We start from the raw sequence: 20,528 nt of genomic DNA, 5'->3' as shown, positions 1-20,528 counted from the left end.
GATGCTCTCTGCGGTCAGGCCGTCAAGGCCTGCATCGTGAGGTCAGAGTTCATCTCCGCAACGGTCTCGATGGTGTCGTCGCCGCCTGCGTTCTTCGAAGTTTACTGTCTTGACTGCAAAATGACCATCAGCGATATCCTAGTCGAATGGTATTCCATTTCTTTTTAATTGAAACTATGAATATGGCCTCGATCGAGACGAGGGCGGCGACGATTGACCACACCAAACCGTCACCCTGCCACCAAGGTAGAACGCCCCGCAGCCAATGGCTGTTGTATTGGACGCCTACGATCCAAGCGGCCCAGCCGGTTGCCAGTAGCGCACCTATGGTTGCCACGTAGGGATAACCCATGTGCGTGTTCGGGCTGTGGAGCTCGCTCTCCCAAGTGACTGCTGCCGATTGCCTCAATTCAGAATTGATCTTGACCTCGGCTTTCACTAGGCCTCGGCCTGCGCGCTGAGAGCGCTGGTATTCTCCGAGCCACATAAGGACGCAGCACTTGGCGATGGTCGGAATGAAGAGGATTCCAACCCAGCCCACCACGAGACTGGGATGGTCTTTATTGATCAAACCCGCAACCATTAATGCAAGAGCACCAAAAGAGAAGTTTGCTATTGCCATGCGGTTCGCGATCGCGCCGATACTTTCGGCGCGAATGCTATTCCATTCGGAAATCATGGCGGCTGCGGTCGCTTCCAATCGCGCCGCACTGACTGCTGAAGGTTCTCGACTCATAGCGACCAGGCTTCCTCTCGCGTAAATCCAGTGATGTTGTGAAGCATGAGGGCATCAAATTCTAAAACTCGTCCACTGCTCTTCAGGGTTGATACAGGGAAAAACCCTATGGGCTGGTACCCTATAGAATTGAATGAGTTTAGCGAGCTACCGATAAATTGCATGTTTTCGTAGATCGGAATTACGGACAGCTCAGCTTGAACAATTTGGACGCAAGAGTTCCATTGCCCGAGACCTTTCATGACGTATAAATCATGACCTTGAGTATCGAGCTTCACGAAAATCCGGGGCTGCGTCGATAGCTTGTATTCTGAGCTGAGGAACGAGTCGAGGCGACTGATGCGCACGTCACTGGCGTTTGCTGAAGTAAGGTCTGGAAAAAGGCGGCGTCCGAATTCGCTGGCTGCCATGAAGGAGCTGCCGGTGCCCGGAGAGATGTTCAAGGTGGCCCTACCATCAAAGTCTCCCAGAGCAATCTCGTATACGCTCCAATTTGGGTCTGATAGAGAAGATTCGAGACATTGCTGAAACGGTCCTGGTGAAGGTTCAAATGAATGAATTTGTCCCGTAAATCCAATCTGTCGCAGTTTCTTGGCAAACTGCCCCTCATGGGCACCTGCATCGATTACTATGTCGATTGGGTGTAATTTGAGTGTGTGTTCGAGAAAATTGGCGTACAGCTCGGTCCATGCATCGTGGGCTACGGGCTCTGACACGAAGTTCCTCTCAGTCGGATGAGCTTGTTGCGCGACGGTACTGCTTGGGTAGGGCGCTTGTGGGCCGAACGACGAAGTCGCAGGGCTTTTAGGTATACTTTGGCGACGCTAGGCGTGCTGTTACGCGGGGCAGTACCCTCGAGCAGTGCTCACGGTTCTCTTCGACCTCGGCGGGGTCCTCTGTTCAGACCCTTGGGAGACTATCTGCCTAACGCCTGTGGTTGGCCTCGCTGACAGCCTGGGGCTTCCTCGGTCGTTGGTAGAGGCTGCTGGGCTGGCCCTATGGGACAGATTCAGCCTCGCGCCAACCGAAGAGTGGCTGTACTGGCAAGATTTCTCCGCCGCAGTCGGCGTGCAGTTCCCGCGGGACTTAATTACTGCGGTCGCGGGCCGGACGCTTCAGATAAACCCCTTCGCGCATCGGCTTCTTGACGTCGCAAAAGTTGCTACTCGTGGGCGCGTTGGCATTTTGTCCGACAATACTACTTTCTTCTATGCTCGGCAGTCGAAACAGTTAGAGCTCAACTCATGGGTGGATCCGACTTTGCGGTTCCTCTCCTGTGAGTTGGGTGTCGGGAAAGGAAGCAAAAATCGAGGCCTCCTTGAGGTGGCTGCCGAGGTTTTATCGCCCGAGGAAGTCGTCTTCGTTGATGACAGACCGCACAATATTCAACGTGCTCACAACCTTGGGTTCCGCGCAATACATTTGTCGTCATGGCTGGAAGGCGAAATCGAACAGGTCGAAATAACTATTCGAGCTGAGCTTAGAAGTAAACCCCGCCTGAAGTAAGACTCAAGACCACCGCTAGACTTGCAAGCGTACGGCGTACGCGTCAGTCTCACGGGATGAGCAGAGCGGTGCGGTTCGAGCGGTGGGGTGGACCTGACGTCCTGCACGTCGTCGACGTGCCGACCGCGGCCCCCGGAGCCGGGGAGGTGCGGGTCACCGTGCGCGCCGCCGGCATCACCGCGGGGGAGTCCGCGGCCCGCGAGGGCGCGCTGGCCCAGCTCTACCCGACGGCGTTCCCCGCCGGCACCGGCGCCGAGTTCGCGGGCGTGGTCACCGACACCGGTCCCGGCGTCAGCGGCGTCACCGTCGGCGAGGAGGTCCTGGGCTGGAGCCCGGACCGGGGCGGGCACGCGGACATCGTCGTGGTCCCGGCCGAGGCCGTGGTCCCCAAACCGGCGGGCGTCTCCTGGGAGGTCGCCGGAGCCCTCTACGTCGCCGGGGTCACCGCCTACTCCTGCGTCGAGAGCACGGGGGTGCGTGACGGCGACGTCGTCCTCGTCCTGGGTGCGACGAGCGACGTCGGCACGTTGACCGTCCAGCTAGCCCGGCTCTGCGGTGCGACCGTCGTGGGCGTCGCCGACCTCGTCCACCACGACTGGTTGCACGCCCACGGCGCGGACGCCGTCGTCCCCGCCGAGGACGCGGACGGTCTGGCCCGGACGCTGCGCCGGCGCGGGGTGGCCGTGGACGCGATCGTCGACACCACGGGTTTCGAGGTGGACGCCCTCGCCCGGGCCTTCGGGGTGGACGTCGCGCGGTGCGCCGCGGCGCTGCCGCTCGAGGCCGACCTGGAGTTCGGCGTGGACCAGGCGCGTCGACCGGAGGTCCTCACCGAACTCGCCGAGCTCGTCGCCGCGGACCGCCTGCACGTCCCCATCGCCGGTTCGTTCCCGTTGGCGCAGGTGCAGGACGCGTTCGCGATGGCGGAACGGCCGCACCCGCAGGGCCGGATCGTCCTGCTGCCCTAAGCCTCGGGGTGGCGCCGTTGCGCTGCGAGGCGCACGGGTGTGTTGACCGCCCCGAACCCGTGGTACCCGCCGCGGCGTTCCAGCACCTCGACGAAGAACTCCCGGCTGAGGGCGCGGGTGAAGAACTGCAGCAGTTCCCCGCCGTCCTCGTCGCGGTCGTAGAGCACCCCGTGGGCGCGCAACCGGTCCAGGAACTCCGGGGCCAGGCCGAACCGGGCGTCGAGGTCGTCGTAGTAGTTCTGCGGGACGTCCAGCGGCTGACCTCCGGCGGCGACGAACGCGGCCGCGGCGCCGAGGACGTCGGCGGTCCGGAACGCGACGTGACCCGAGGCGAACGGCCGCCCCTTGAGGTGCGCGGACGTGGGGCCGACGTTGAGGGCGATCCGGATCGCCGCGTCGGCGGAGGAGTGCGCCCGGGAACGCACCAGCCCGTCGGGTGCGGCGACCTCGCTGAGTTCCCCGCCGCGCAACCCGAGGACGGCGGTGAGGAACAACCCCGTGGAGTCGAAACCCGCGAACGGCTGGGGGAGGGCGACGTGGTCGATCTCGATCAGGTCGGTTCCCCCTGGAAGTTCTTCGGCGGGCAGGGGCTCGACGGGCACGAAGTCGTCGAGCCAGTCCGGGTCCTCGCCGCAGAACTGCACCCAGGTCCCGTCCGGTGCGACCAGCGACGGGATCTCCGCCTCGTCGGTGCCGACGGGACGGTGCACGACGGCCGCGAGGAGTTCCCGGGACCGCTCGGCCAACGCGTGCGGTGCGGCGGCCTGCAGCCCCAGGGCGGACAACCGGGCCCGTTCGCTGGTCGGCCGGCGGTTCACGACCACCCGGACCCCGGCGTTGCCCCAGAGGTCGACCTCGCCGCGGCGGTGGGTCCCGGTGCGCCGGAAACCCAACGCGTGCAGCAGGTCCGCGACGTCGGAGGCGCCGTCCGAGGCTGCGACCTCGACGAACGCCCAGCCGGTGGGGGTCGGGGCCTGCGGCAGGGTCCCGGGCGTGGCGAGGTCGGCCAGGTGGCGCAGCGAGCGGAGCGCGTCGACCGCCGTGCGGCCCGGGTCGGCCTGGCGGTAGACGTCGTTGAACACCTCCAGCGACACCGGTCCGTCGTAGGGGTTGGCGAGGACGGCGCGGTGGAAACCCGTCAGGTCGAAACCCCCCTGACCGGGGAACAGGCGGTGGTGCCGGCTCAACGGGAGGACGTCCATGCCCAGCGGCGGGGCGTCCGCCACCTGGTAGAAGAACAGCTTCTCCAGTCCCGCGATCGCCGCCGGGTCGTCACCGCGGGAGAGGACGTGGAAGGAGTCGACGCAGGTTCCCAGCGAGGGGTGGTCGGCGGCCGCGACGATCCGCGCGCCGTGCCGGTAGTCGGACACGTGGGTGCCCCAGGCGAGCGCCTCGTAGGCCAGCCGGACACCGTGGCCGGCGGCGACCTCGGCGAGGGTCCGCAGCTGGTCCGCGAGCTCCCCGTCGTCCCGGACGGCGCCGGGGTGGACCGAGGAGCACACGAGCAGCAGGTCGCAGCCGAGCTCGCGCACCACCTCGCACTTGCGGTGCAGCCGCTGCGCGGTGCGGGCCTGCACCGTCGCGTCGACGTGGTCGGGGTCGCGGAACGGCTGGAACAGCGAGATGCGGACCCCGAGGTCCGCGGCGAGCGCCCGGACGTCCTTCGGGGCCAGCGGGGAGGCGACCAGGTCGGGTTCGAACACCTCGACGGCGTCGAACCCGGCGACCGCCGCGGCCCGCAGCTTCTCCGGCAACGACCCGGCCAGGCTCACGGTGGCGATCGACGTCTGCACAACCCCCACGGTCGCACGCCCACCCCGGCTCGTAGGGTGCGTTCGTGACCGTCCCCGTGCTCGATCCCGTCCTGGACCGCCCGTTCGCAGCAGTCCTCTTCGACATGGACGGCACGCTCGTCGACTCCACGGCCGCCATCAACCGGTGCTGGACGACGTGGGCGGTCGAGCACGGGATCACCGTCGAGCAGCTCGTCGGGGCGCACGGGCACGGGCGCCCCGCCCCGGAGATCGTCGCCGACCTCGTCGGGCCCGACCGCTTCGCCGCCGCCTCCGCGCGCATCACCGAGCTCGAGATCCTCGACGTCGACGGTGTCGTGCAGCTGCCCGGGGTGGCGGACCTGCTCGCCGGGTTGCCCCCGCAGGCGTGGGCGATCGTGACGTCGTGCTCGACGCCGTTGGCCGACGCGCGCCGCGGGGCCGCGGGGCTGCCCGACCCGCGGGTGCTGGTCACCTTCGACGACGTCGAGAACGGCAAGCCCGCGCCGGACTGCTTCCTGCTCGGCGCCGCCCGCCTCGGGGTGGACCCGGCCGACTGCCTGGTCGTCGAGGACGCCCCCGCGGGTCTCGCCGCGGCCCGGGCCGCGGGCTGCGCGACCCTCGCCGTGCGCACGACCCACCCGGAGGGACCGCTGGACGCCGACCTCGTCGTCCCGCTGCTCAGCGGGGTGCGGATCACCCCCGGTGACGGTGGTCTGAGGCTGACCCTCGAGCGGGTGTAACGCTCGCCCGCGCCGCCCCGATGACACCTCAGGACCCGGTCGCTGCCCGGACCCCCGAGCGGGCAGCGACCGGGTCCTTCCCGTGGCGGTAACCTCAGGAGCATGTCGACCGCCACCGCAGCAGCGCCCCACCGTCCCTTCGGGACGGTGCTGTCGGCGATGGTGACCCCGTTCACCGCGACGGGTGCCCTGGACCTCGACGCGGCCGCCGCGCTCGCCGTGCACCTCGTGGAGCACGGTCACGACGGTCTGGTCGTCAGCGGGACGACGGGGGAGTCGCCCACGACCAGCGACGACGAGAAGGACCGCCTGCTGCGTGCCGTCCTCGACGCCGTCGGTGACCGCGCCCGCGTCGTCGCGGGGGTCGGCACCAACGACACCGCGCACACGGTGGAGCTGGCCCGCTCCGCCGAGAAGGCCGGCGCCCACGGGCTGCTCGTCGTCACCCCGTACTACAACAAGCCGCCGCAGGCCGCTCTCGCCCAGCACTTCACCACGGTGGCCGACGCGAGCGGCCTGCCGGTGATGCTCTACGACATCCCCGGCCGCTCGGGTGTCCCCATCGACACCGAGACCCTGGTGGCGGTCGCCGCGCACGAGCGGATCGTCGCCGTGAAGGACGCCAAGGGCGACTCAATGGCGACCTCGTGGGTCCTGGCCCGCACCGACCTCGCGTACTACTCCGGTGACGACGCCGTGAACCTGCCGCTGCTGGCGCAGGGTGCCTGCGGGATCGTCTCCGTCGTCAGCCACGTCGCGGGCCGTGAGTACGCCGCGATGATCGCGGCGCTGGACGCGGGGGACCTCGTGACGGCCCGGACGATCCACACCGAGCTGCTGCCCGCCGTGCGCGGGATCATGACCCGCACCCAGGGTGCGGTGGCCGTCAAGGCCGCCCTGGAACTGACCGGTGTCCTCACCGGACGCGCCGTCCGCCAGCCGTTGCTGGCGGCCACCCCCGAGGAGGTCGACGCCATCGCCGCCGACCTGTCCCTCGCCGGGCTCGACACCCCCGAGAACTCAGCTCGACCCAACCCCACGGCAGCGGCCGCCCAGGCCGCAGGAGGAGCCGCATGAGCCACCCCCACCCCGAACTCACCAGCCCCCCACCGTTGGCCGACGGCGCCCTGCGCGTCGTCGGTCTCGGTGGGCTCGGCGAGGTCGGGCGCAACATGACCGTCTTCGAGTTCCAGGGGAAGCTGCTCGTCGTCGACTGCGGCGTGCTGTTCCCCGAGGACCACCAGCCCGGCGTGGACCTGATCCTGCCGGACTTCTCCTCGATCGCCGACCGCCTCGACGACATCGTCGCGGTCGTGCTGACCCACGGGCACGAGGACCACATCGGGGCGGTCCCGTACCTGCTCAGACTGCGCGGAGACATCCCGTTGCTGGGTTCGCAGCTGACCCTCGCCCTCGTCGAGGCGAAGCTGAAGGAACACCGCATCAAGCCCTACACGCTGGGTGTGCGCGAGGGCCAGGTCGAACAGCTCGGGCCGTTCAGCTGCGAGTTCATCGCGGTGAACCACTCGATCCCCGACGCGCTGGCCGTCGCGATCCGCACCGACGCGGGGCTCGTCCTGCACACCGGTGACTTCAAGATGGACCAGTTGCCGCTGGACAACCGCATCACCGACCTCAACGCGTTCGCGCGTCTCGGGGACGAGGGCGTCGACCTGTTCTGCGTCGACTCCACCAACGCCGAGGTCCCGGGTTTCACCGCCCCGGAACGTGACATCGGCCCGGTGCTGGAGCAGTTGTTCGGCCGCGCCGAGCACCGCATCATCGTGGCGTCCTTCGCCTCCCACGTGCACCGCGTCCAGCAGGTCCTGAACGCGGCGGACGCCCACGGCCGCAAGGTCGCCCTCGTCGGCCGCTCGATGGTCCGCAACATGGGGATCGCCGCCGAGCTCGGGTACCTGCAGGTGCCGAAGAACATCCTCATCGACCTCAAGCAGGTCGACGACCTGCCCGACGACCGCGTCGTGCTCATGTGCACCGGGTCGCAGGGTGAACCGATGGCCGCGCTGTCGCGGATGGCCAACCGCGACCACCGCATCTCCGTCGACGCCGGGGACACCGTCATCCTCGCCAGCTCGCTCATCCCGGGCAACGAGAACGCCGTCTACCGCGTCGTCAACGGTCTCGCCCGGCTCGGGGCGACGGTCGTGCACCAGCAGAGCGCGAAGATCCACGTCTCCGGGCACGCCAGCGCCGGGGAACTGCTCTACTGCTACAACATCCTCAAGCCGCGCAACGTGATGCCGGTGCACGGCGAGATCCGGCACCTGCTCGCCAACGCCGAACTCGCCGTCAAGACGGGGGTTCCGCGCGAACGCGTCGTCATCGCCGAGGACGGCGTCGTCGTCGACCTCGTGGACGGCAAGGCGAGCATCGTCGGCAACGTGCCCGTCGGCTACGTCTACGTCGACGGCTCCACCGTCGGCGAGATCACCGAGGCCGACCTGAAGGACCGCCGGATCCTCGGCGAAGAGGGTTTCATCTCCATCTTCGTCGCCGTCGACTCCGTCACCGGCAAGGTCGTGTCCGGGCCGGAGTTCAACGCCCGCGGCTTCATGGGCGAGGACCCGAACCGATTCGCGGCCATCAAGACCCGCGTCGAGAAGGCCCTCAACGACGCCTCGACCGGACCGGTGGACGTCCACCAGCTCCAGCAGATCGTGCGCCGCACGGTCGGCACCTGGGTGTCGCAGGCGCACCGTCGCCGGCCGATGATCGTGCCGGTCGTCGTCACCGCCTGAGTCCGGGTACGTCCCTCGCAGCCGTCCCGCCGGGTTCAGTCCCGGCGCGGGCGGCTGCGTCGCACCACGAACCCGAACACGACGTTCACCAGGAACAGCACCCGGAAGACCTCGAACGCGCCCGGACCGGCGACGGTCTCCAGCGGGGCGACGGCGATCCCGACGCAGGCGAGCAGCAGCAGCGCGGCGATGACCCAGGCGCTCACCAGCAACGGACGCTGCCGGGAACGCTGGAGCACCGCGGCCCGCACCGCCGTCGGGGTGTTCCGCCAGGCGCTCGCCGTCCAGGCGCCGAGACCGGCGAAGGCGACGAGCAGCACCACCAGGCGCACCGGGAAGCCCGTGCCCGTCCCGTTCTCGACCGCTCCGCCGACCAGCAGCGCGAGGACGGCGAGCGCGCTCCCGATCCAGATCCGGCGCGCGAAGGCGAGCGCGAGCACGTCGACGTTGAAGCGCGCCGTCGCGTTGTGCGGGTCGGCCAGCAGCGAGTCCCCGAGGAACCTGGCCGCGCCCCCGAGGCGGTGGGAGTTCAGCGCGATGACGCCCAGGTTGTTCAGCGCCTCGGGGTGCTGCGGGTCCAGTTCCAGCGCTGCGGCGTAGGCCCTGCGGGCGCGGCCCCGGCGGCCGCGCTGCTGCAGGGCGAGACCCAGGACGAACAACGGGTGCGCCATCCCCGGTCCTGCGGCCACGGCCCGCTCGGCCGTGGTGACGGCCTCGCGGCGGGTGCTGCGGCGGTCGCTGAGGACGGTGGCGAGCTGGGCCAGGGCGTAGGGGTGGTGCGGGTTGCCGCGTACGCCGTCGCGCGCCGCCTGCAGCGCGGCGTCGTGGTGGCCGAGGCGTTGCAGCGCGACGCTGAGCAGCCGGTGGCCGTGCTCGTGCTGGGGTTCCGCGGCGATCGCCGCGGTGGCGGCCTGCGCGGCGGCTTCCGGGCGGTCGAGCTGGAGTTCGGCCATGGCCGCCAACCGCAGGGCCTCGCCGTGGTGCGGGTCGCTCGCGAGGACGTCGTGCACGGCCCGCAACGACTGCTCCCAGCGTCCCGCGTCGGCGAGGGCCTCGGCCCGACGCAACCGGACGTCGGGGGTCCAGTCGGTCACTCGAGCAGGGTACGTCGCGGGCGCGGTGCTAGGTTTCCTGCTGTGCCGATCCGCCGCCCCTCGCGCGGCGACGGTCCCTACTCCCCGAAGCACTCCACCGGCGGGATCTTCGGCAGCCGTTCCGTGCGGGTCGTCGCCGCCGGAGCGGTGGTGGCCGCCGGTGTCGTCGGGGTGGTGTGGCCCGGAGGACACGACCGCCCCGGGCAGGTCCAGGTGATGCCGTCCGCGGTGAGCAGCGCGCCGCCCGCGGCCGTCGTCGCGACCACCACCCCGCCCGTGACGGGAACCGCGACGGTGACCGCCTCCGTGGCGCCGCGTGTCCTCGCCACGGTGGTCCCGTCGGGAAGCTCTGCGGCGCAACCGGTCCCGACACGGACGACCTCGACCCCGTTGGTCTCCGCACCGGCCCGGTCAGCGGCCCCCGCCCCGGCCGTCCCGTCGACGACCACGTCGGTGCCGAGCGCGGCGCCCGTCGTCACCCCCGATCCCGATCCCGCGCCGGCGACGAGCCGGACCCCACCACCGACCGCGCGCACGGCGCCGGAACCCGGGCCGGGGCGCGTGCTGCTGCACGAGACCGTTCCGCTGCCGGACCTGCCCCCGGGGTGGGACGTGCCCACGGGCTCGACGAGCGTGCGGATCCCGTTGCCCGAGCCGGTGACGGTCACCGCCGAGGTCGCGACCCCGGCGCCGGACCAGGCGGAGGTCGAGATCACCGTCGGACGCGGCGAGCGGCCCGGCGCCGGCTGAGTTCAGCGCCGACGGCGCCGCAGGTAGGCCTGGAGTTCGTCCCAGCTGCCGTCGGCGTTGGCGTAGGTCGCGACGTTGCGGGCGGAGTCGAACCACGGACCGGTCGAGGGGCGCACCTGGGTCAGGGCCTGCCGGAGGTCCGCGGTGGTGATGGGCCGGACCGTGCCGGAACGCATCGAGTCGCGCAGGGCGTGTTCCGCGGCGGTGTCCGCGACGTGGGCGAGGTCGGCCCCGGAGAAACCGTCCGTGCGGGCGGCGACCCCGGCGAGGTCCAGGTCCTGCGTGGGGCGGTCGCGGAGGTGGTGTTCCAGCACCGCGATCCGGGCGGCCTCGTCCGGGGGCAGGACGAGGAGCATCCGGTCGAAGCGTCCCGGCCGGCGCAAGGCCGGGTCCACGTCCCACGGGGCGTTGGTGGCCGCCAGCACGAACACGCCCTCGTTGTCGCCGTCCATGCCGTCGAGTTCCCCGAGGAACTGCTGCACGGTCGTCCGCATCCCCGAGGACCGGTTGCCGGTGCGGGACATGCCGAGTCCGTCGACCTCGTCGAAGAACAGCACGCACGGAGCGTGGCGACGGGCCTCCTCGAAGAGGGCGTGCAGGTTCTTCTCGCTGTTCCCGATCCACATGTCCAGGACGTCGGACAACCCCACGGAGAGGAAGTGCGCGCCCATCTCGCCCGCGACGGCCCGGGCGATGAACGTCTTGCCGCACCCGGGAGGGCCGTAGAGCAGCAGACCCCCGCGCAGGCTCTTGCCGTAGAGGGCCCGCAGTTCCGGGTTGCGCAGGGGGCCGAGGAACGCGAGGTCGAGGCGCTCCTTGACCTCGGCCATCCCGGCGACGTCGGCGAGGGTGACGCGGGGGCGTTGGACCTCGGCCGTCGTCCCGGGGTCGACCTCGTCGTCGTGGGCCGTGAGCCCGCTGGTGTCGAGGGGGCCGAGGTCGGCCTCGGCGCTGGCCCAGTCGAAGGCGTGCTTGGCCGGGGGCGCCGGGGGAGGGGCGGGGAGGCTCAGCGAGCGCTGCACGAGGTCGCGGGCCGGCCCCGACGTGGGGTCCTGGGCGAGGACGCGCGAGGCGTGGGCCAGGGCGGCGTCCGCGTCACCGGCGCTCAGCAGGAGTTCGGCGACGTGCAGGCGCAGGGGAGCGTCGTCGGGGGTGGCCTCCAGCGCGGCGAGCAGGCTGCGCAACAACGGGCCGGGATCGCCGGGGGTGCTCACGCCGTCCAGGGTAGGCGCGGCGACCGCACCAGCGCCGCGGCCCCGGACGCCGCCCGGCCGACGACGATCTCCAGCGGCCCCCGCCCCACGGCCAACCGCCAGCCCGTCGCGGACACGACACCGACGAACACGTGGACGACGAGCACGGTCGTCGTCTCCGCCGGCCAGGCGGCCAGGGCGATCACGTGGGCGGTGTAGATCGTCAGCGGCATGGCGCCGAAGGCCGCGACCGGCTGGAGGAAGCGGGTGACCGCCGCCGGGAGGAGGCACAGGGCTCCCACGACGGTCAGCGCCGTCCCCGCCGTGTGCAGCAGGTCGAAGGGGGTTCCGGAGTGCGGGGCCGCGATCGCGAGCCACCACCGGGTGTCGGTGGGGACGGTGCCGTAGAAGTCCTGGACCTGGCTCAGCGCGGTGCGCCCGCCGAGCGGACCGAGCAGGAGGGCGCTCGCGATCCAGGACCCGCCGGCGGTCAGGGCGCCCGCTCCGAGGAGCCGCGTGCCCACCACGGTGCTCCGCAGGTCGAGCTTCGAGACGGCCAGGCCGAGCAGCAAGTACCCCGCCCAGCCGATGACCGGGTAGTAGCCGGTGAGGGTGAGGGTCTCCAGCAGGTCCCCCGGCCGGGACAGCCAGCCCAAGGTCGGTTGCTCGTAGCGGGCCGGCAGTTCGTAGACGGCGCGCAGCGCGAAGGAGGCCACCGGCGCGAGGACGAGCCACCCACCGGCCAGGACCGCGAGGCGTCGGGCCGGCCACCAGAGGAAGGGCAGCACGACCACGAAGGCCACGCCGTAGTACGGGAGGATGATCGCGATGCGGCTCCCCGCGTCCACGAGCAGCAACCCGAGCAGGGCGACGAGCACACCACGGACCACGACCGAGGTCCGGGCCGCGGCGCGCCGGTCGCCGCGTCCTCGCGTCGAGAGGCCGAGGGAGAGCCCGGCCAGGACGCCGAACAGGGCCGAGGCCCGGCCGTGGGCCACGGTGTAGAGGACGCCACCGGCTCCCGGGGTCTCCTCGCCGGGGAAGACGTGGATCGCCATCATCCCGACGATGGCGATCGCCCGGGCGAGGTCCACTCCGACGATCCGCGCGCTGCCCACCGCCCCAGTGTGTCGGGTGCGCGCGGCGTGTCGGCGTCGGTCCGCCCGCGGGCCGGGGGACGCTGAGGACCGGCTGGGCGTCCGCTCGGTCGGAGCAGTCGCGCCCGCCGCGGGCTGGACCAGCGTGTCATCGGTACCGTGATCGCATGGCCTCCCCGACGAACGCGCGCACGACCAGCGGTAGGGGAGGTTCCACCAAGGTGGCGACCGGCGGAACACGGGGTGGCACGAAGGCGGGCGCCAAGGCACCCGCACGCAGCGGCACGAGCCGGCCGGCGGCCAACCGCGCCCCGGCCAGGGCGGTCGCCAAGCGACCCGCTGCCGTCCCGGTGCGTTCCGGTCCGTCGTGGCCGGTCCGCGCCGTCTCCGCCGTCTGGATGGGGTGCGCGCACCTCGTGGGCGGCACGGCTCGTCGCGTCGGTGACGGCGCTCGTGACCTCGACCCCGAGCTGCGTCGGGACGGGGCCGGCTTCTTCCTGCTCGCCCTGGCCATCGTCGTCGCCGCCCGGGAGTGGTGGGGACTGCCCGGAACGGCGGGTCGGGTCATCCACACCGTCGTCGCCGGCACCTTCGGTGAGGTCGCGCTGGCCCTGCCCGTCGTGCTCGTCGGGCTGGCCGTGCACCTGCTGCGTCACCCCGACCAGACCCAGGCCACTTCGCGGGCCGTCGTCGGGTCGATCGCGCTGACGCTGTCCGCGGCCGGTCTGGTCCACCTCGCGACCGGGGCACCCTCGCCGACCGGTCCGGAGGGCGCGGGCGTCGTCACCGACGCGGGCGGGATGCTCGGCTTCCTCGTCGCAGGGCCCCTGACGACCGCGCTGACGCCGTACGTGATGGTCCCCATCCTCGTGCTGCTCGGGTTCTTCGGGGTCCTCGTCCTCACCGCGACGCCGGTGCACGCCATCCCGACCCGCGTGCACGAGGCCTACGAACGGCTCACCCACCACCCCGAGCGCGCCGCGCGCGACGCGGAGCGGGCGGCCCGCCGGGACCTGCCGGCGACGGCGCTGGCCCGCCAGCGGGCGGCCCGGGCGCTCGAGGGCCCGGAGTCCGGGGACACCACCGAGGACACCGCCGGGGAGAAGCCGAAGCGCCGCCGTCCGAAGAAGGACGAGGCGCGCGTCGGCGACGAGGCCTTCGACCGTGCCGCGATCACCGAGGCGGAGCTGGCGGCCGCCGAGGAGGAGGCCGCCTCCCGGCCCCGACCGGGGCAGCGACGCGTCGTCCCCTCCGACCCGCCGTCCGTCCGCGAGTCGCTGGAGGCCCGGGACACGCCGATCGTCGACGGGGCCTCCGTCCCGGCGAGCGCGCCGAAGGACCTGCCCGCCCCGCCGCACACGCCGATGCCGCCGCGGATCGAGCAGCTCGCGCTCGCCGGCGACGTCACCTACACGCTCCCCGAGCCGGCCGCGCTGGTCCCGGGCACGGTCCCCAAGGAACGCAGCGCCGCCAACGACCGCGTGGTCGAGGCGCTGAGCGAGGTCCTCAACCAGTTCGACATCGACGCCGCCGTCACCGGGTTCTCCCGCGGACCGACGGTCACCCGCTACGAGGTCGAACTGGGCCGCGGGACGAAGGTCGAACGCGTCACGGCGCTCAGCAAGAACATCGCCTACGCCGTCGCGAGCGCCGACGTCCGCATCCTGTCGCCGATCCCGGGGAAGTCCGCGATCGGCATCGAGATCCCGAACTCCGACCGCGAGACGGTCTCGCTGGGTGACGTGCTGCGCAGCAACGTCGCGACCCGCACCGAGCACCCGATGGTCATGGGGGTCGGCAAGGACGTCGAGGGCGGTTTCGTCATCGCGAACCTGGCGAAGATGCCGCACCTCCTGGTCGCCGGGGCGACCGGCGCCGGCAAGTCGAGCTTCGTCAACTCGATGATCACCTCGATCCTCATGCGCGCGACCCCCGACGAGGTCCGCATGGTGCTCGTCGACCCCAAGCGCGTCGAGCTCACGATCTACGAGGGCATCCCGCACCTCATCACCCCGATCATCACGAACCCGAAGAAGGCCGCCGAGGCCCTCGAGTGGGTCGTGCGCGAGATGGACCTGCGCTACGACGACCTCGCCCAGTACGGGTTCAAGCACCTCGACGACTTCAACAAGGCCGTGAAGGCGGGCAAGGTCCACCCGCCGGAGGGCTCGAAGCGGGTCATCCAGCCCTACCCGTACCTGCTGGTGGTCGTCGACGAGCTCGCCGACCTGATGATGGTCGCCCCGCGCGACGTCGAGGCCTCGATCCAGCGCATCACCCAGCTCGCCCGGGCCGCCGGCATCCACCTGGTGCTCGCGACCCAGCGCCCCTCCGTCGACGTCGTGACGGGGCTCATCAAGGCCAACGTGCCGTCGCGGCTGGCGTTCGCGACGAGTTCGCTCGCGGACTCCCGGGTCGTGCTGGACCAGCCGGGGGCCGAGAAGCTCGTCGGTCAGGGCGACGCGCTGTTCCTGCCGATGGGCGCGTCGAAGCCCATGCGCGTGCAGGGGGCGTGGGTCACCGAGAGCGAGATCGAGGCGATCGTCTCGCACGTGAAGTCGCAGCTGCAGCCGACCTACCGCGACGACGTCGTGGTCACGGCGCAGAAGAAGCAGGTGGACGAGGAGATCGGCGACGACCTCGACGTGCTGCTGCAGGCGACGGAACTCGTCGTCACGACGCAGTTCGGCTCGACGTCGATGCTGCAGCGCAAGCTGCGCGTCGGCTTCGCGAAGGCGGGTCGCCTCATGGACCTCCTCGAGTCCCGGGGGGTGGTCGGCCCGAGCGAGGGGTCGAAGGCGCGCGACGTCCTGGTGCGTCCGGACGACCTGGCGGGGACGTTGGCCCTCATGCGCGGCGACGAGCCGCCGACGGCGCCGGAGCCGAAGGTCGGGGCGGAGCTCGAGGTCGTGGACGGGGACGAGGGTGGCGAGGACGCCTGGGAGCTGCTCGACCGGCGCTGATTCCTTGCGGCGCACGACACGTCACGGAGAGCAAGCACAACGTCGCACAATGGTGACTCTCCGTGTAACTTTGTGCGCATGGACTCGCCCCGCCCCCACGAGCCGGTCCGGCGGGACCAGCCGACTCCGACGGAGCGTCGCGACCTCGACCTGCTGATCTGGGACGCGCCCAACATCGACATGACGCTGTCCTCGATCCTGGGGTCGCGCCCGGCGTCCTCGGACCGACCGCGCTTCGACGCGATCGCGCGGTGGTTCCTCTCCGAGGCGGCCGACCACGAGGTCGAGGGGTCCGTCTTCACCAACGTGCACCCCACGAGCGCGGTCTCGCTGCGCGGGTGGATCGAGGCCCTGCGCAGCTTCGGGTACTCCGTCTTCGCCCGTCCCAAGGTCCACCCCGAGGACGACGTCGACGACGCGATGCTCCAGCACATCGCCTCCCGCCAGGCGAGCCACCGGTTGCGGCGGGTCGTCGTCGCCAGCGGGGACGGGCGCAACTTCCTGCAGCCGCTGGAGGAGCTGCACCGCGCGGGGGTCCGCTGCGTGGTGCTGTCCTTCGCGGAGGTCGCCGGGTACGCCCAGGAGTCCCCGCTCATCGAGTTCGTCGACCTCGAGGACGTGCCCGGCGCGTTCCAGGTCTCCCTCGGCCGCACCCGGCTCACGGCGCTGCCGCCCGACGGTGGCTGGTTCCGCCCGACCCGGCCGATGCGGGCCCTGCTGGAGGACGCCGTCCCCCTGGAGCACCCCCACCCCGCGGAGGCGGACGACAGCCCGCACCCGCAGCCCCCGGAGGTCGGCGAGGTGGGCCGGGTCCCGGTGCCGCAGGCCCAGCGGGTGCGCAGCGCCTGAGGGTCGTGGTGCGCAGCGCCTGAGGATCGCAAGGGCACGTACCCTGGTGCGGTGCCCCCCACCTCTGTTCCGTCGCGTTCCGTCGCGCTCGTCACCCTCGGCTGCGCCCGCAACGACGTCGACTCCGAGGAGCTGGCCGGTCGCCTCGCCGACGCCGGCTGGACGCTCGTGGACGACCCGGACGGTGCCGACGTCGCCGTCGTGAACACCTGCGGGTTCGTGGAGCAGGCCAAGAAGGACTCCATCGACACCGTGCTGGCCGCGGCGGACCTCAAGGAGGCCGGGCGCACCAAGGCCGTCGTGGCCGTCGGCTGCATGGCCGAGCGCTACGGCAAGGACCTCGCCGAGTCGCTGCCCGAGGCCGACGCGATCCTCGGCTTCGACTCCTACAACGACCTCTCGAGCCACCTCGAGGCGATCCTGAACGGCGAGAAGCGCGAGTCCCACGTGCCGCGCGACCGCCGCACGCTGCTGCCCCTGGCCCCGGCCGAGCGGCAGGCCGCGAAGGCCAAGATCGTGGAGCCGGACCTGCCCGAGGGCGTGGCCCCGGCCAGCGGCCCCCGGGTCATCCGTCGTCGCCTCGGCTCCGGCCCGTGGGCGCCGGTGAAGATCGCCGCCGGTTGCGACCGCCGCTGCACCTTCTGCGCCATCCCGGCCTTCCGCGGGTCGTTCGTGTCCCGTCCCGCCGACGAGGTGATCGCCGAGACGCAGTGGCTGGCCGAGCAGGGCGTCAAGGAGGTCTTCCTCGTCAGCGAGAACACCACCTCCTACGGCAAGGACCTCGGCGACCTGCGGGCCCTCGAGGCGATGCTGCCCCGGGTCGCGGCCGTCGAGGGGATCCAGCGGGTCCGGGTGTCCTACCTCCAGCCTGCCGAGGTGCGCCCCGGCCTGCTGGACGCGCTGACGAAGGTCCCCGGGGTCGTGCCGTACTTCGACCTCTCCTTCCAGCACTCCTCGCCGGCCGTGCTGCGCCGCATGCGCCGCTTCGGCGGGACCGAACCCTTCCTCGCGCTGCTCGAGCAGGTCCGCGAACGCAACCCGTTGGCCGGGATCCGTTCCAACGTCATCGTCGGCTTCCCCGGTGAGACCGAGGCGGACGTCGACGAGCTGTGCTCGTTCCTGGAGCGGGCCCGCCTCGACGTCGTGGGGGTCTTCGCCTACTCCGACGAGGACGGCACCGAGGCCGAGACCCTCGACGGGCACCTGCCCGACGAGGTCGTCGCCGCCCGCTACGAGCGGGTCAGCCGCCTCGTCGAGGAACTCATCGCCCAGCGCGCCGAGGAACGCCTCGGTGAGGTCGTCGAGGTCCTCGTCGAGAGCGTCGTGGACGAGGACGGCGACCCGCACGTCGTCGGCCGCGCGGCCCACCAGGGACCGGACGTCGACGGCGAGACCGAGCTGGAGCTGCCGACGGGGTTCGTCGTCCACGTGGGAGACCTGGTGACCGCCCGGGTGACCGGCGTCGCCGGGGCGGACCTGCTGGCGGAACCGCTGGTGAGGGCTACGGTCTGACCATGAGCAAGACGAGCGTCGAGGGGCAGGTCGGTTCTTCCCACGGGTGGCACAAGATGCACCTGCCGAACGCCCTGACCGTCCTGCGCATCGTCTTCGTCCCCGTCTTCGTCTGGTTCCTGGCGATGGACGGGGGCACCGACTGGCGCTGGCGCGCCGCGGCGCTGGCCGTCTTCGTCGCCGCCAGCATCACCGACCGCTACGACGGGCACCTGGCCCGTCGCTGGGAGGTGGTGAGCGACTTCGGCAAGATCGCCGACCCCATCGCCGACAAGGCGCTCATCGGCGCCGGGCTGATCGTCCTGTCGCTGCAGGGCCGGCTCTGGTGGTGGATGACCGTGGTCGTCCTGGCCCGCGAACTGCTGGTCACCCTGCTGCGCTTCATCGTCATCCGGCGCGGGGTCATCCCCGCCGCCCGGGGCGGCAAGATCAAGACGGTGGTCCAGACCATCGCCGTGGGCCTCTTCGTGCTGCCCCTGCCCGCCGCGTGGGACCCGTTGTGCACCGCGGTCATGGGGGTCGCGGTCGTGCTGACCCTCTGGAGCGCCTGGGCCTACTTCGTGGCCGGGGCGAAGCTGCTGCGCCGGTGACCTCCGCGCCCGAGGTGGTCGCCGCGCTGATCGCGGCCGGCACGACGATCGCCACCGCCGAGTCGCTCACCGGTGGGTTGCTCTGCGCGACGCTCGTGGACGTCCCCGGGGCCTCCGCGGTCGTGCGCGGCGGGGTCGTGGCCTACGCGACCGAGCTGAAGGCGCAGGTCCTCGGGGTGGACGCGGCCGCCCTCGCGCGCACCGGGCCCGTCGACGGCTTCGTGGCCGAGGAGATGGCCCGCGGGGCGCGCTCGCGCCTGCGGGCCGCCGTCGGGATCGCCACCACCGGGGTCGCCGGTCCGGGCCCGGCGGACGGGTTCCCGGCCGGGACGGCCTTCGTGGGCATCGCCGCGGACTGGATCGAGGGTGGTGCCCGGCACGTGCGGCTGCTGGTCCCCGGGGACCGGCCGGCGGTGCGGGCGGGAGTGGTGGCCGCGGCGCTGGACGAGATCCTCTCGGCCCTCGCGGAACACACGCGTCCCGTCGGGAGTTGAGTCTGACGTGCGCAACTCTGCTCCCACCACGACCCTCAAGCCCCGGGCGGGGTACGGTAGTGACTCCACTACTGGCAGCCACCTCGCGCCAGTTCGACTCCCTGAGGGAGGCCGCCGCATGGTCGTGCTCCGCCGGACGATCGGTGATGTTCTGCGTGACGAACGGCGCGGTCAGCAGCGGACCTTGCGTGAGGTGTCCTCCACCGCCCGGGTGTCGCTGGGCTACCTGAGCGAGGTCGAACGCGGTCAGAAGGAAGCCTCCAGCGAGCTCCTGGCCTCCATCTGCACCGCCCTCGACGTGCCGCTCTCGCAGCTGCTCGGCGAGGTCACCCGTCGCATCGCCCGCGAGGAGGGCGTCTCCACGGTCGCCCGCCGCTACGCCGCCGAAGGCATCGTGCCCACCCCCGCGGTCGAGCCGACCGTCCCCGTCGTCGAGGCCGTCCCCGACGCGCCGGTCGAGGACAGCGAGCTGGACACCCTCGTCGACCACGCCCTCGACTCCGCCCTCGGCGGACTGACCGAGGAGTCCGGCAGCGAGTTCGCCGTCGAGCTCGAAGGCCTGCCCGACGAGCTCGAACTCATCCTGCGCCGACGTCTGGTCAGCGCCGCCTGATCTAGCGACGCGTGCGGTACGTGCGCGCCGACCCCGGCCGGCCGGAGCTCCCCAACGGGCGCTGCGGTCGGCCGTCGTCCGTCGGGGCCGGCCCGCGCTGGCAGCCCGGGCAGTAGAAGGCCGTGCGGTCCTGCGGCGGGGTGCCGATGGGGGCGACCCGGACGGTTCCCGCGCACCGCAGGCACGGCAACCCGGAACGGGCGTGCGCGAAGTTCTGCCTGCCCCGGCGCAGGTCACCCGTCGTCACCTGGTCCGCGCGGTCCTTGTTGAGGTCCAGCAGCCGGTGCACGAGCGCGACGAACTGCGTGGGGTCCTCCAGCGCGGACACCGGCGACCACGGGGTCACCCGCGCCAGGAAGCAGGCCTCGGCCAGGTAGAACGTCCCGACCCCCGCGAGGACGCGCTGGTCGAGCAGTGCCGCGCCGACTTCCCGGTCGGGGCGCTCCAGCAAGCGGCGTTCCGCCTCGGCGGCGTCCCAGCCCGGCCCCAGCAGGTCCGGACCGAGGTGACCGACGAGGTCGTCCTCCTGGTCGCTCGGGACCAGGTCGAGCATCCCCAGCTTGTGCCCGACCGCCGTCCACTCCGACGTGGTCAGCACCGCCCGGATCCCCGACGCCGAGCGCCGACCGCCCGGGTCACCGGTCCGTTCGACGTACCAGGAACCCTCCATCCGCAGGTGGCTGTGCAGGGTCACGGGCGGGTCGTCACCACCGGCCTCCACCCGCGTCAGGATGTGCTTCCCGGCGCTCGCGACCTCTCGCACCCGCCGACCCGACAGGTCCACCGTCGCCAGGCTCGGCCACCGCAGGTCGCTGGCCAGGAGTTCACGCCCGGCCAGCGCCCGGTGCAGGCGCCGGGCCGTGCGCCAGACGACGTCACCCTCGGGCAC

General features: G+C 71.3%; 18 protein-coding genes and 1 pseudogene. 12 read left to right on the top strand and 7 right to left on the bottom strand.

Annotation, left to right across the window (positions count from 1 at the left end):
• Positions 1–127 precede the first annotated feature (127 nt).
• Both ACFQ46_RS11625 and ACFQ46_RS11620 read right to left on the bottom strand, forming a co-directional pair.
• On the bottom strand, positions 128–736 hold the full coding sequence (locus ACFQ46_RS11625) for a hypothetical protein (protein ID WP_380259649.1): 609 nt from the start codon (positions 734–736) through the stop codon (positions 128–130).
• The gene (locus tag ACFQ46_RS11620; protein WP_380259648.1) at positions 733–1,452 is read right to left on the bottom strand and encodes an FkbM family methyltransferase; all 720 of its coding nucleotides are present in this window, start codon (positions 1,450–1,452) and stop codon (positions 733–735) included. The genes ACFQ46_RS11625 and ACFQ46_RS11620 overlap by 4 nt, the downstream gene beginning before the upstream one ends.
• Positions 1,453–1,597: 145 nt before the next feature.
• Between ACFQ46_RS11620 and ACFQ46_RS11615 the strand changes: the two genes are divergently transcribed.
• Positions 1,598–2,242: an HAD family hydrolase gene (locus tag ACFQ46_RS11615; RefSeq protein ID WP_380259647.1), complete on the top strand. Its 645-nt coding sequence runs from the start codon at positions 1,598–1,600 to the stop codon at positions 2,240–2,242.
• A 56-nt stretch (positions 2,243–2,298) separates the two neighbouring features.
• Entirely contained in the window at positions 2,299–3,210 is a 912-nt protein-coding gene (locus ACFQ46_RS11610; protein WP_380259646.1) for an NADP-dependent oxidoreductase, read from the top strand.
• On the opposite strand, the gene ACFQ46_RS11605 is transcribed toward ACFQ46_RS11610, so the two are convergent.
• The gene (locus ACFQ46_RS11605; RefSeq protein WP_380259645.1) at positions 3,207–5,003 is read right to left on the bottom strand and encodes a TIM barrel protein; all 1,797 of its coding nucleotides are present in this window, start codon (positions 5,001–5,003) and stop codon (positions 3,207–3,209) included. The genes ACFQ46_RS11610 and ACFQ46_RS11605 overlap by 4 nt on opposite strands.
• Before the next feature lie 44 nt (positions 5,004–5,047).
• Between ACFQ46_RS11605 and ACFQ46_RS11600 the strand changes: the two genes are divergently transcribed.
• The 3 genes from ACFQ46_RS11600 (at position 5,048) to ACFQ46_RS11590 (ending at position 8,484) form a co-directional block, all read left to right on the top strand.
• A complete protein-coding gene (locus ACFQ46_RS11600) occupies positions 5,048–5,725 on the top strand; it encodes an HAD-IA family hydrolase (RefSeq protein WP_380259644.1) in 678 nt (225 codons plus the stop codon).
• 102 nt (positions 5,726–5,827) lie between these two features.
• Positions 5,828–6,802, top strand: a complete 975-nt coding sequence (gene dapA / locus ACFQ46_RS11595) for a 4-hydroxy-tetrahydrodipicolinate synthase (protein ID WP_380259643.1) — start codon at positions 5,828–5,830, stop codon at positions 6,800–6,802.
• The gene (locus tag ACFQ46_RS11590) at positions 6,799–8,484 is read left to right on the top strand and encodes a ribonuclease J (RefSeq protein WP_328291997.1); all 1,686 of its coding nucleotides are present in this window, start codon (positions 6,799–6,801) and stop codon (positions 8,482–8,484) included. Before dapA ends, ACFQ46_RS11590 begins: the two co-directional genes overlap by 4 nt.
• Positions 8,485–8,519: 35 nt before the next feature.
• Here ACFQ46_RS11590 and ACFQ46_RS11585 read toward each other — a convergent pair whose 3' ends face one another.
• Positions 8,520–9,578: a tetratricopeptide repeat protein gene (locus ACFQ46_RS11585; protein ID WP_380259642.1), complete on the bottom strand. Its 1,059-nt coding sequence runs from the start codon at positions 9,576–9,578 to the stop codon at positions 8,520–8,522.
• Between the two features lie 42 nt (positions 9,579–9,620).
• Between ACFQ46_RS11585 and ACFQ46_RS11580 the strand changes: the two genes are divergently transcribed.
• On the top strand, positions 9,621–10,328 hold the full coding sequence (locus ACFQ46_RS11580) for a hypothetical protein (protein WP_380259641.1): 708 nt from the start codon (positions 9,621–9,623) through the stop codon (positions 10,326–10,328).
• A 2-nt stretch (positions 10,329–10,330) separates the two neighbouring features.
• Here ACFQ46_RS11580 and ACFQ46_RS11575 read toward each other — a convergent pair whose 3' ends face one another.
• Positions 10,331–11,542 (bottom strand): AAA family ATPase, encoded by a 1,212-nt coding sequence (locus ACFQ46_RS11575; RefSeq protein WP_380259640.1) that lies wholly within the window; start codon positions 11,540–11,542, stop codon positions 10,331–10,333.
• A complete protein-coding gene (locus tag ACFQ46_RS11570) occupies positions 11,539–12,639 on the bottom strand; it encodes a heparan-alpha-glucosaminide N-acetyltransferase domain-containing protein (RefSeq protein WP_380259639.1) in 1,101 nt (366 codons plus the stop codon). The genes ACFQ46_RS11575 and ACFQ46_RS11570 overlap by 4 nt, the downstream gene beginning before the upstream one ends.
• 146 nt (positions 12,640–12,785) lie before the next feature.
• On the opposite strand from ACFQ46_RS11570, the gene ACFQ46_RS11565 reads away from it, so the two are divergent.
• The 6 genes and pseudogenes from ACFQ46_RS11565 to ACFQ46_RS11540 form a co-directional block, all read left to right on the top strand.
• Complete coding sequence (locus ACFQ46_RS11565) at positions 12,786–15,581, top strand: DNA translocase FtsK 4TM domain-containing protein (protein ID WP_380259638.1); 2,796 nt, start codon at positions 12,786–12,788, stop codon at positions 15,579–15,581.
• Between the two features lie 78 nt (positions 15,582–15,659).
• Positions 15,660–16,430: an NYN domain-containing protein gene (locus tag ACFQ46_RS11560; RefSeq protein ID WP_380259637.1), complete on the top strand. Its 771-nt coding sequence runs from the start codon at positions 15,660–15,662 to the stop codon at positions 16,428–16,430.
• 51 nt (positions 16,431–16,481) lie between these two features.
• Entirely contained in the window at positions 16,482–17,942 is a 1,461-nt protein-coding gene (rimO, locus tag ACFQ46_RS11555; RefSeq protein ID WP_380259636.1) for a 30S ribosomal protein S12 methylthiotransferase RimO, read from the top strand.
• A gap of 2 nt (positions 17,943–17,944) precedes the next feature.
• Positions 17,945–18,532, top strand: coding sequence for a CDP-diacylglycerol--glycerol-3-phosphate 3-phosphatidyltransferase (pgsA, locus tag ACFQ46_RS11550; protein WP_380259635.1), 588 nt, complete (start codon positions 17,945–17,947; stop codon positions 18,530–18,532).
• Positions 18,529–19,026, top strand: coding sequence for a CinA family protein (locus tag ACFQ46_RS11545; protein WP_380259634.1), 498 nt, complete (start codon positions 18,529–18,531; stop codon positions 19,024–19,026). Before pgsA ends, ACFQ46_RS11545 begins: the two co-directional genes overlap by 4 nt.
• A gap of 118 nt (positions 19,027–19,144) precedes the next feature.
• Positions 19,145–19,378: pseudogene (locus ACFQ46_RS11540) on the top strand (helix-turn-helix domain-containing protein); the annotation flags it as partial.
• A 262-nt stretch (positions 19,379–19,640) separates the two neighbouring features.
• On the opposite strand, the gene ACFQ46_RS11535 reads toward ACFQ46_RS11540, so the two are convergent.
• Positions 19,641–20,528 carry a DNA-formamidopyrimidine glycosylase family protein gene (locus tag ACFQ46_RS11535; RefSeq protein ID WP_380259633.1) on the bottom strand — a complete coding sequence of 296 codons (888 nt, stop codon included), beginning with the start codon at positions 20,526–20,528 and terminating at the stop codon, positions 19,641–19,643.

The sequence above is a fragment of the Kineococcus sp. GCM10028916 genome (assembly GCF_042674865.1).
Taxonomy (GTDB): Bacteria; Actinomycetota; Actinomycetes; order Actinomycetales; family Kineococcaceae; genus Kineococcus.
Note: the sequence above shows the minus strand (reverse complement) of the source record. Positions and strands in the feature narration are given on the sequence as shown.

Coding starts and splice junctions, on each gene's coding strand:
- ACFQ46_RS11625 (WP_380259649.1), bottom strand. CDS start 736: ATGAGTCGAGAACCTTCAGCAGTCAGTGCGGCGCGATTGGAAGCGACC.
- ACFQ46_RS11610 (WP_380259646.1), top strand. CDS start 2,299: ATGAGCAGAGCGGTGCGGTTCGAGCGGTGGGGTGGACCTGACGTCCTG.
- dapA (WP_380259643.1), top strand. CDS start 5,828: ATGTCGACCGCCACCGCAGCAGCGCCCCACCGTCCCTTCGGGACGGTG.
- ACFQ46_RS11590 (WP_328291997.1), top strand. CDS start 6,799: ATGAGCCACCCCCACCCCGAACTCACCAGCCCCCCACCGTTGGCCGAC.
- ACFQ46_RS11565 (WP_380259638.1), top strand. CDS start 12,786: ATGGCCTCCCCGACGAACGCGCGCACGACCAGCGGTAGGGGAGGTTCC.
- ACFQ46_RS11560 (WP_380259637.1), top strand. CDS start 15,660: ATGGACTCGCCCCGCCCCCACGAGCCGGTCCGGCGGGACCAGCCGACT.
- pgsA (WP_380259635.1), top strand. CDS start 17,945: ATGAGCAAGACGAGCGTCGAGGGGCAGGTCGGTTCTTCCCACGGGTGG.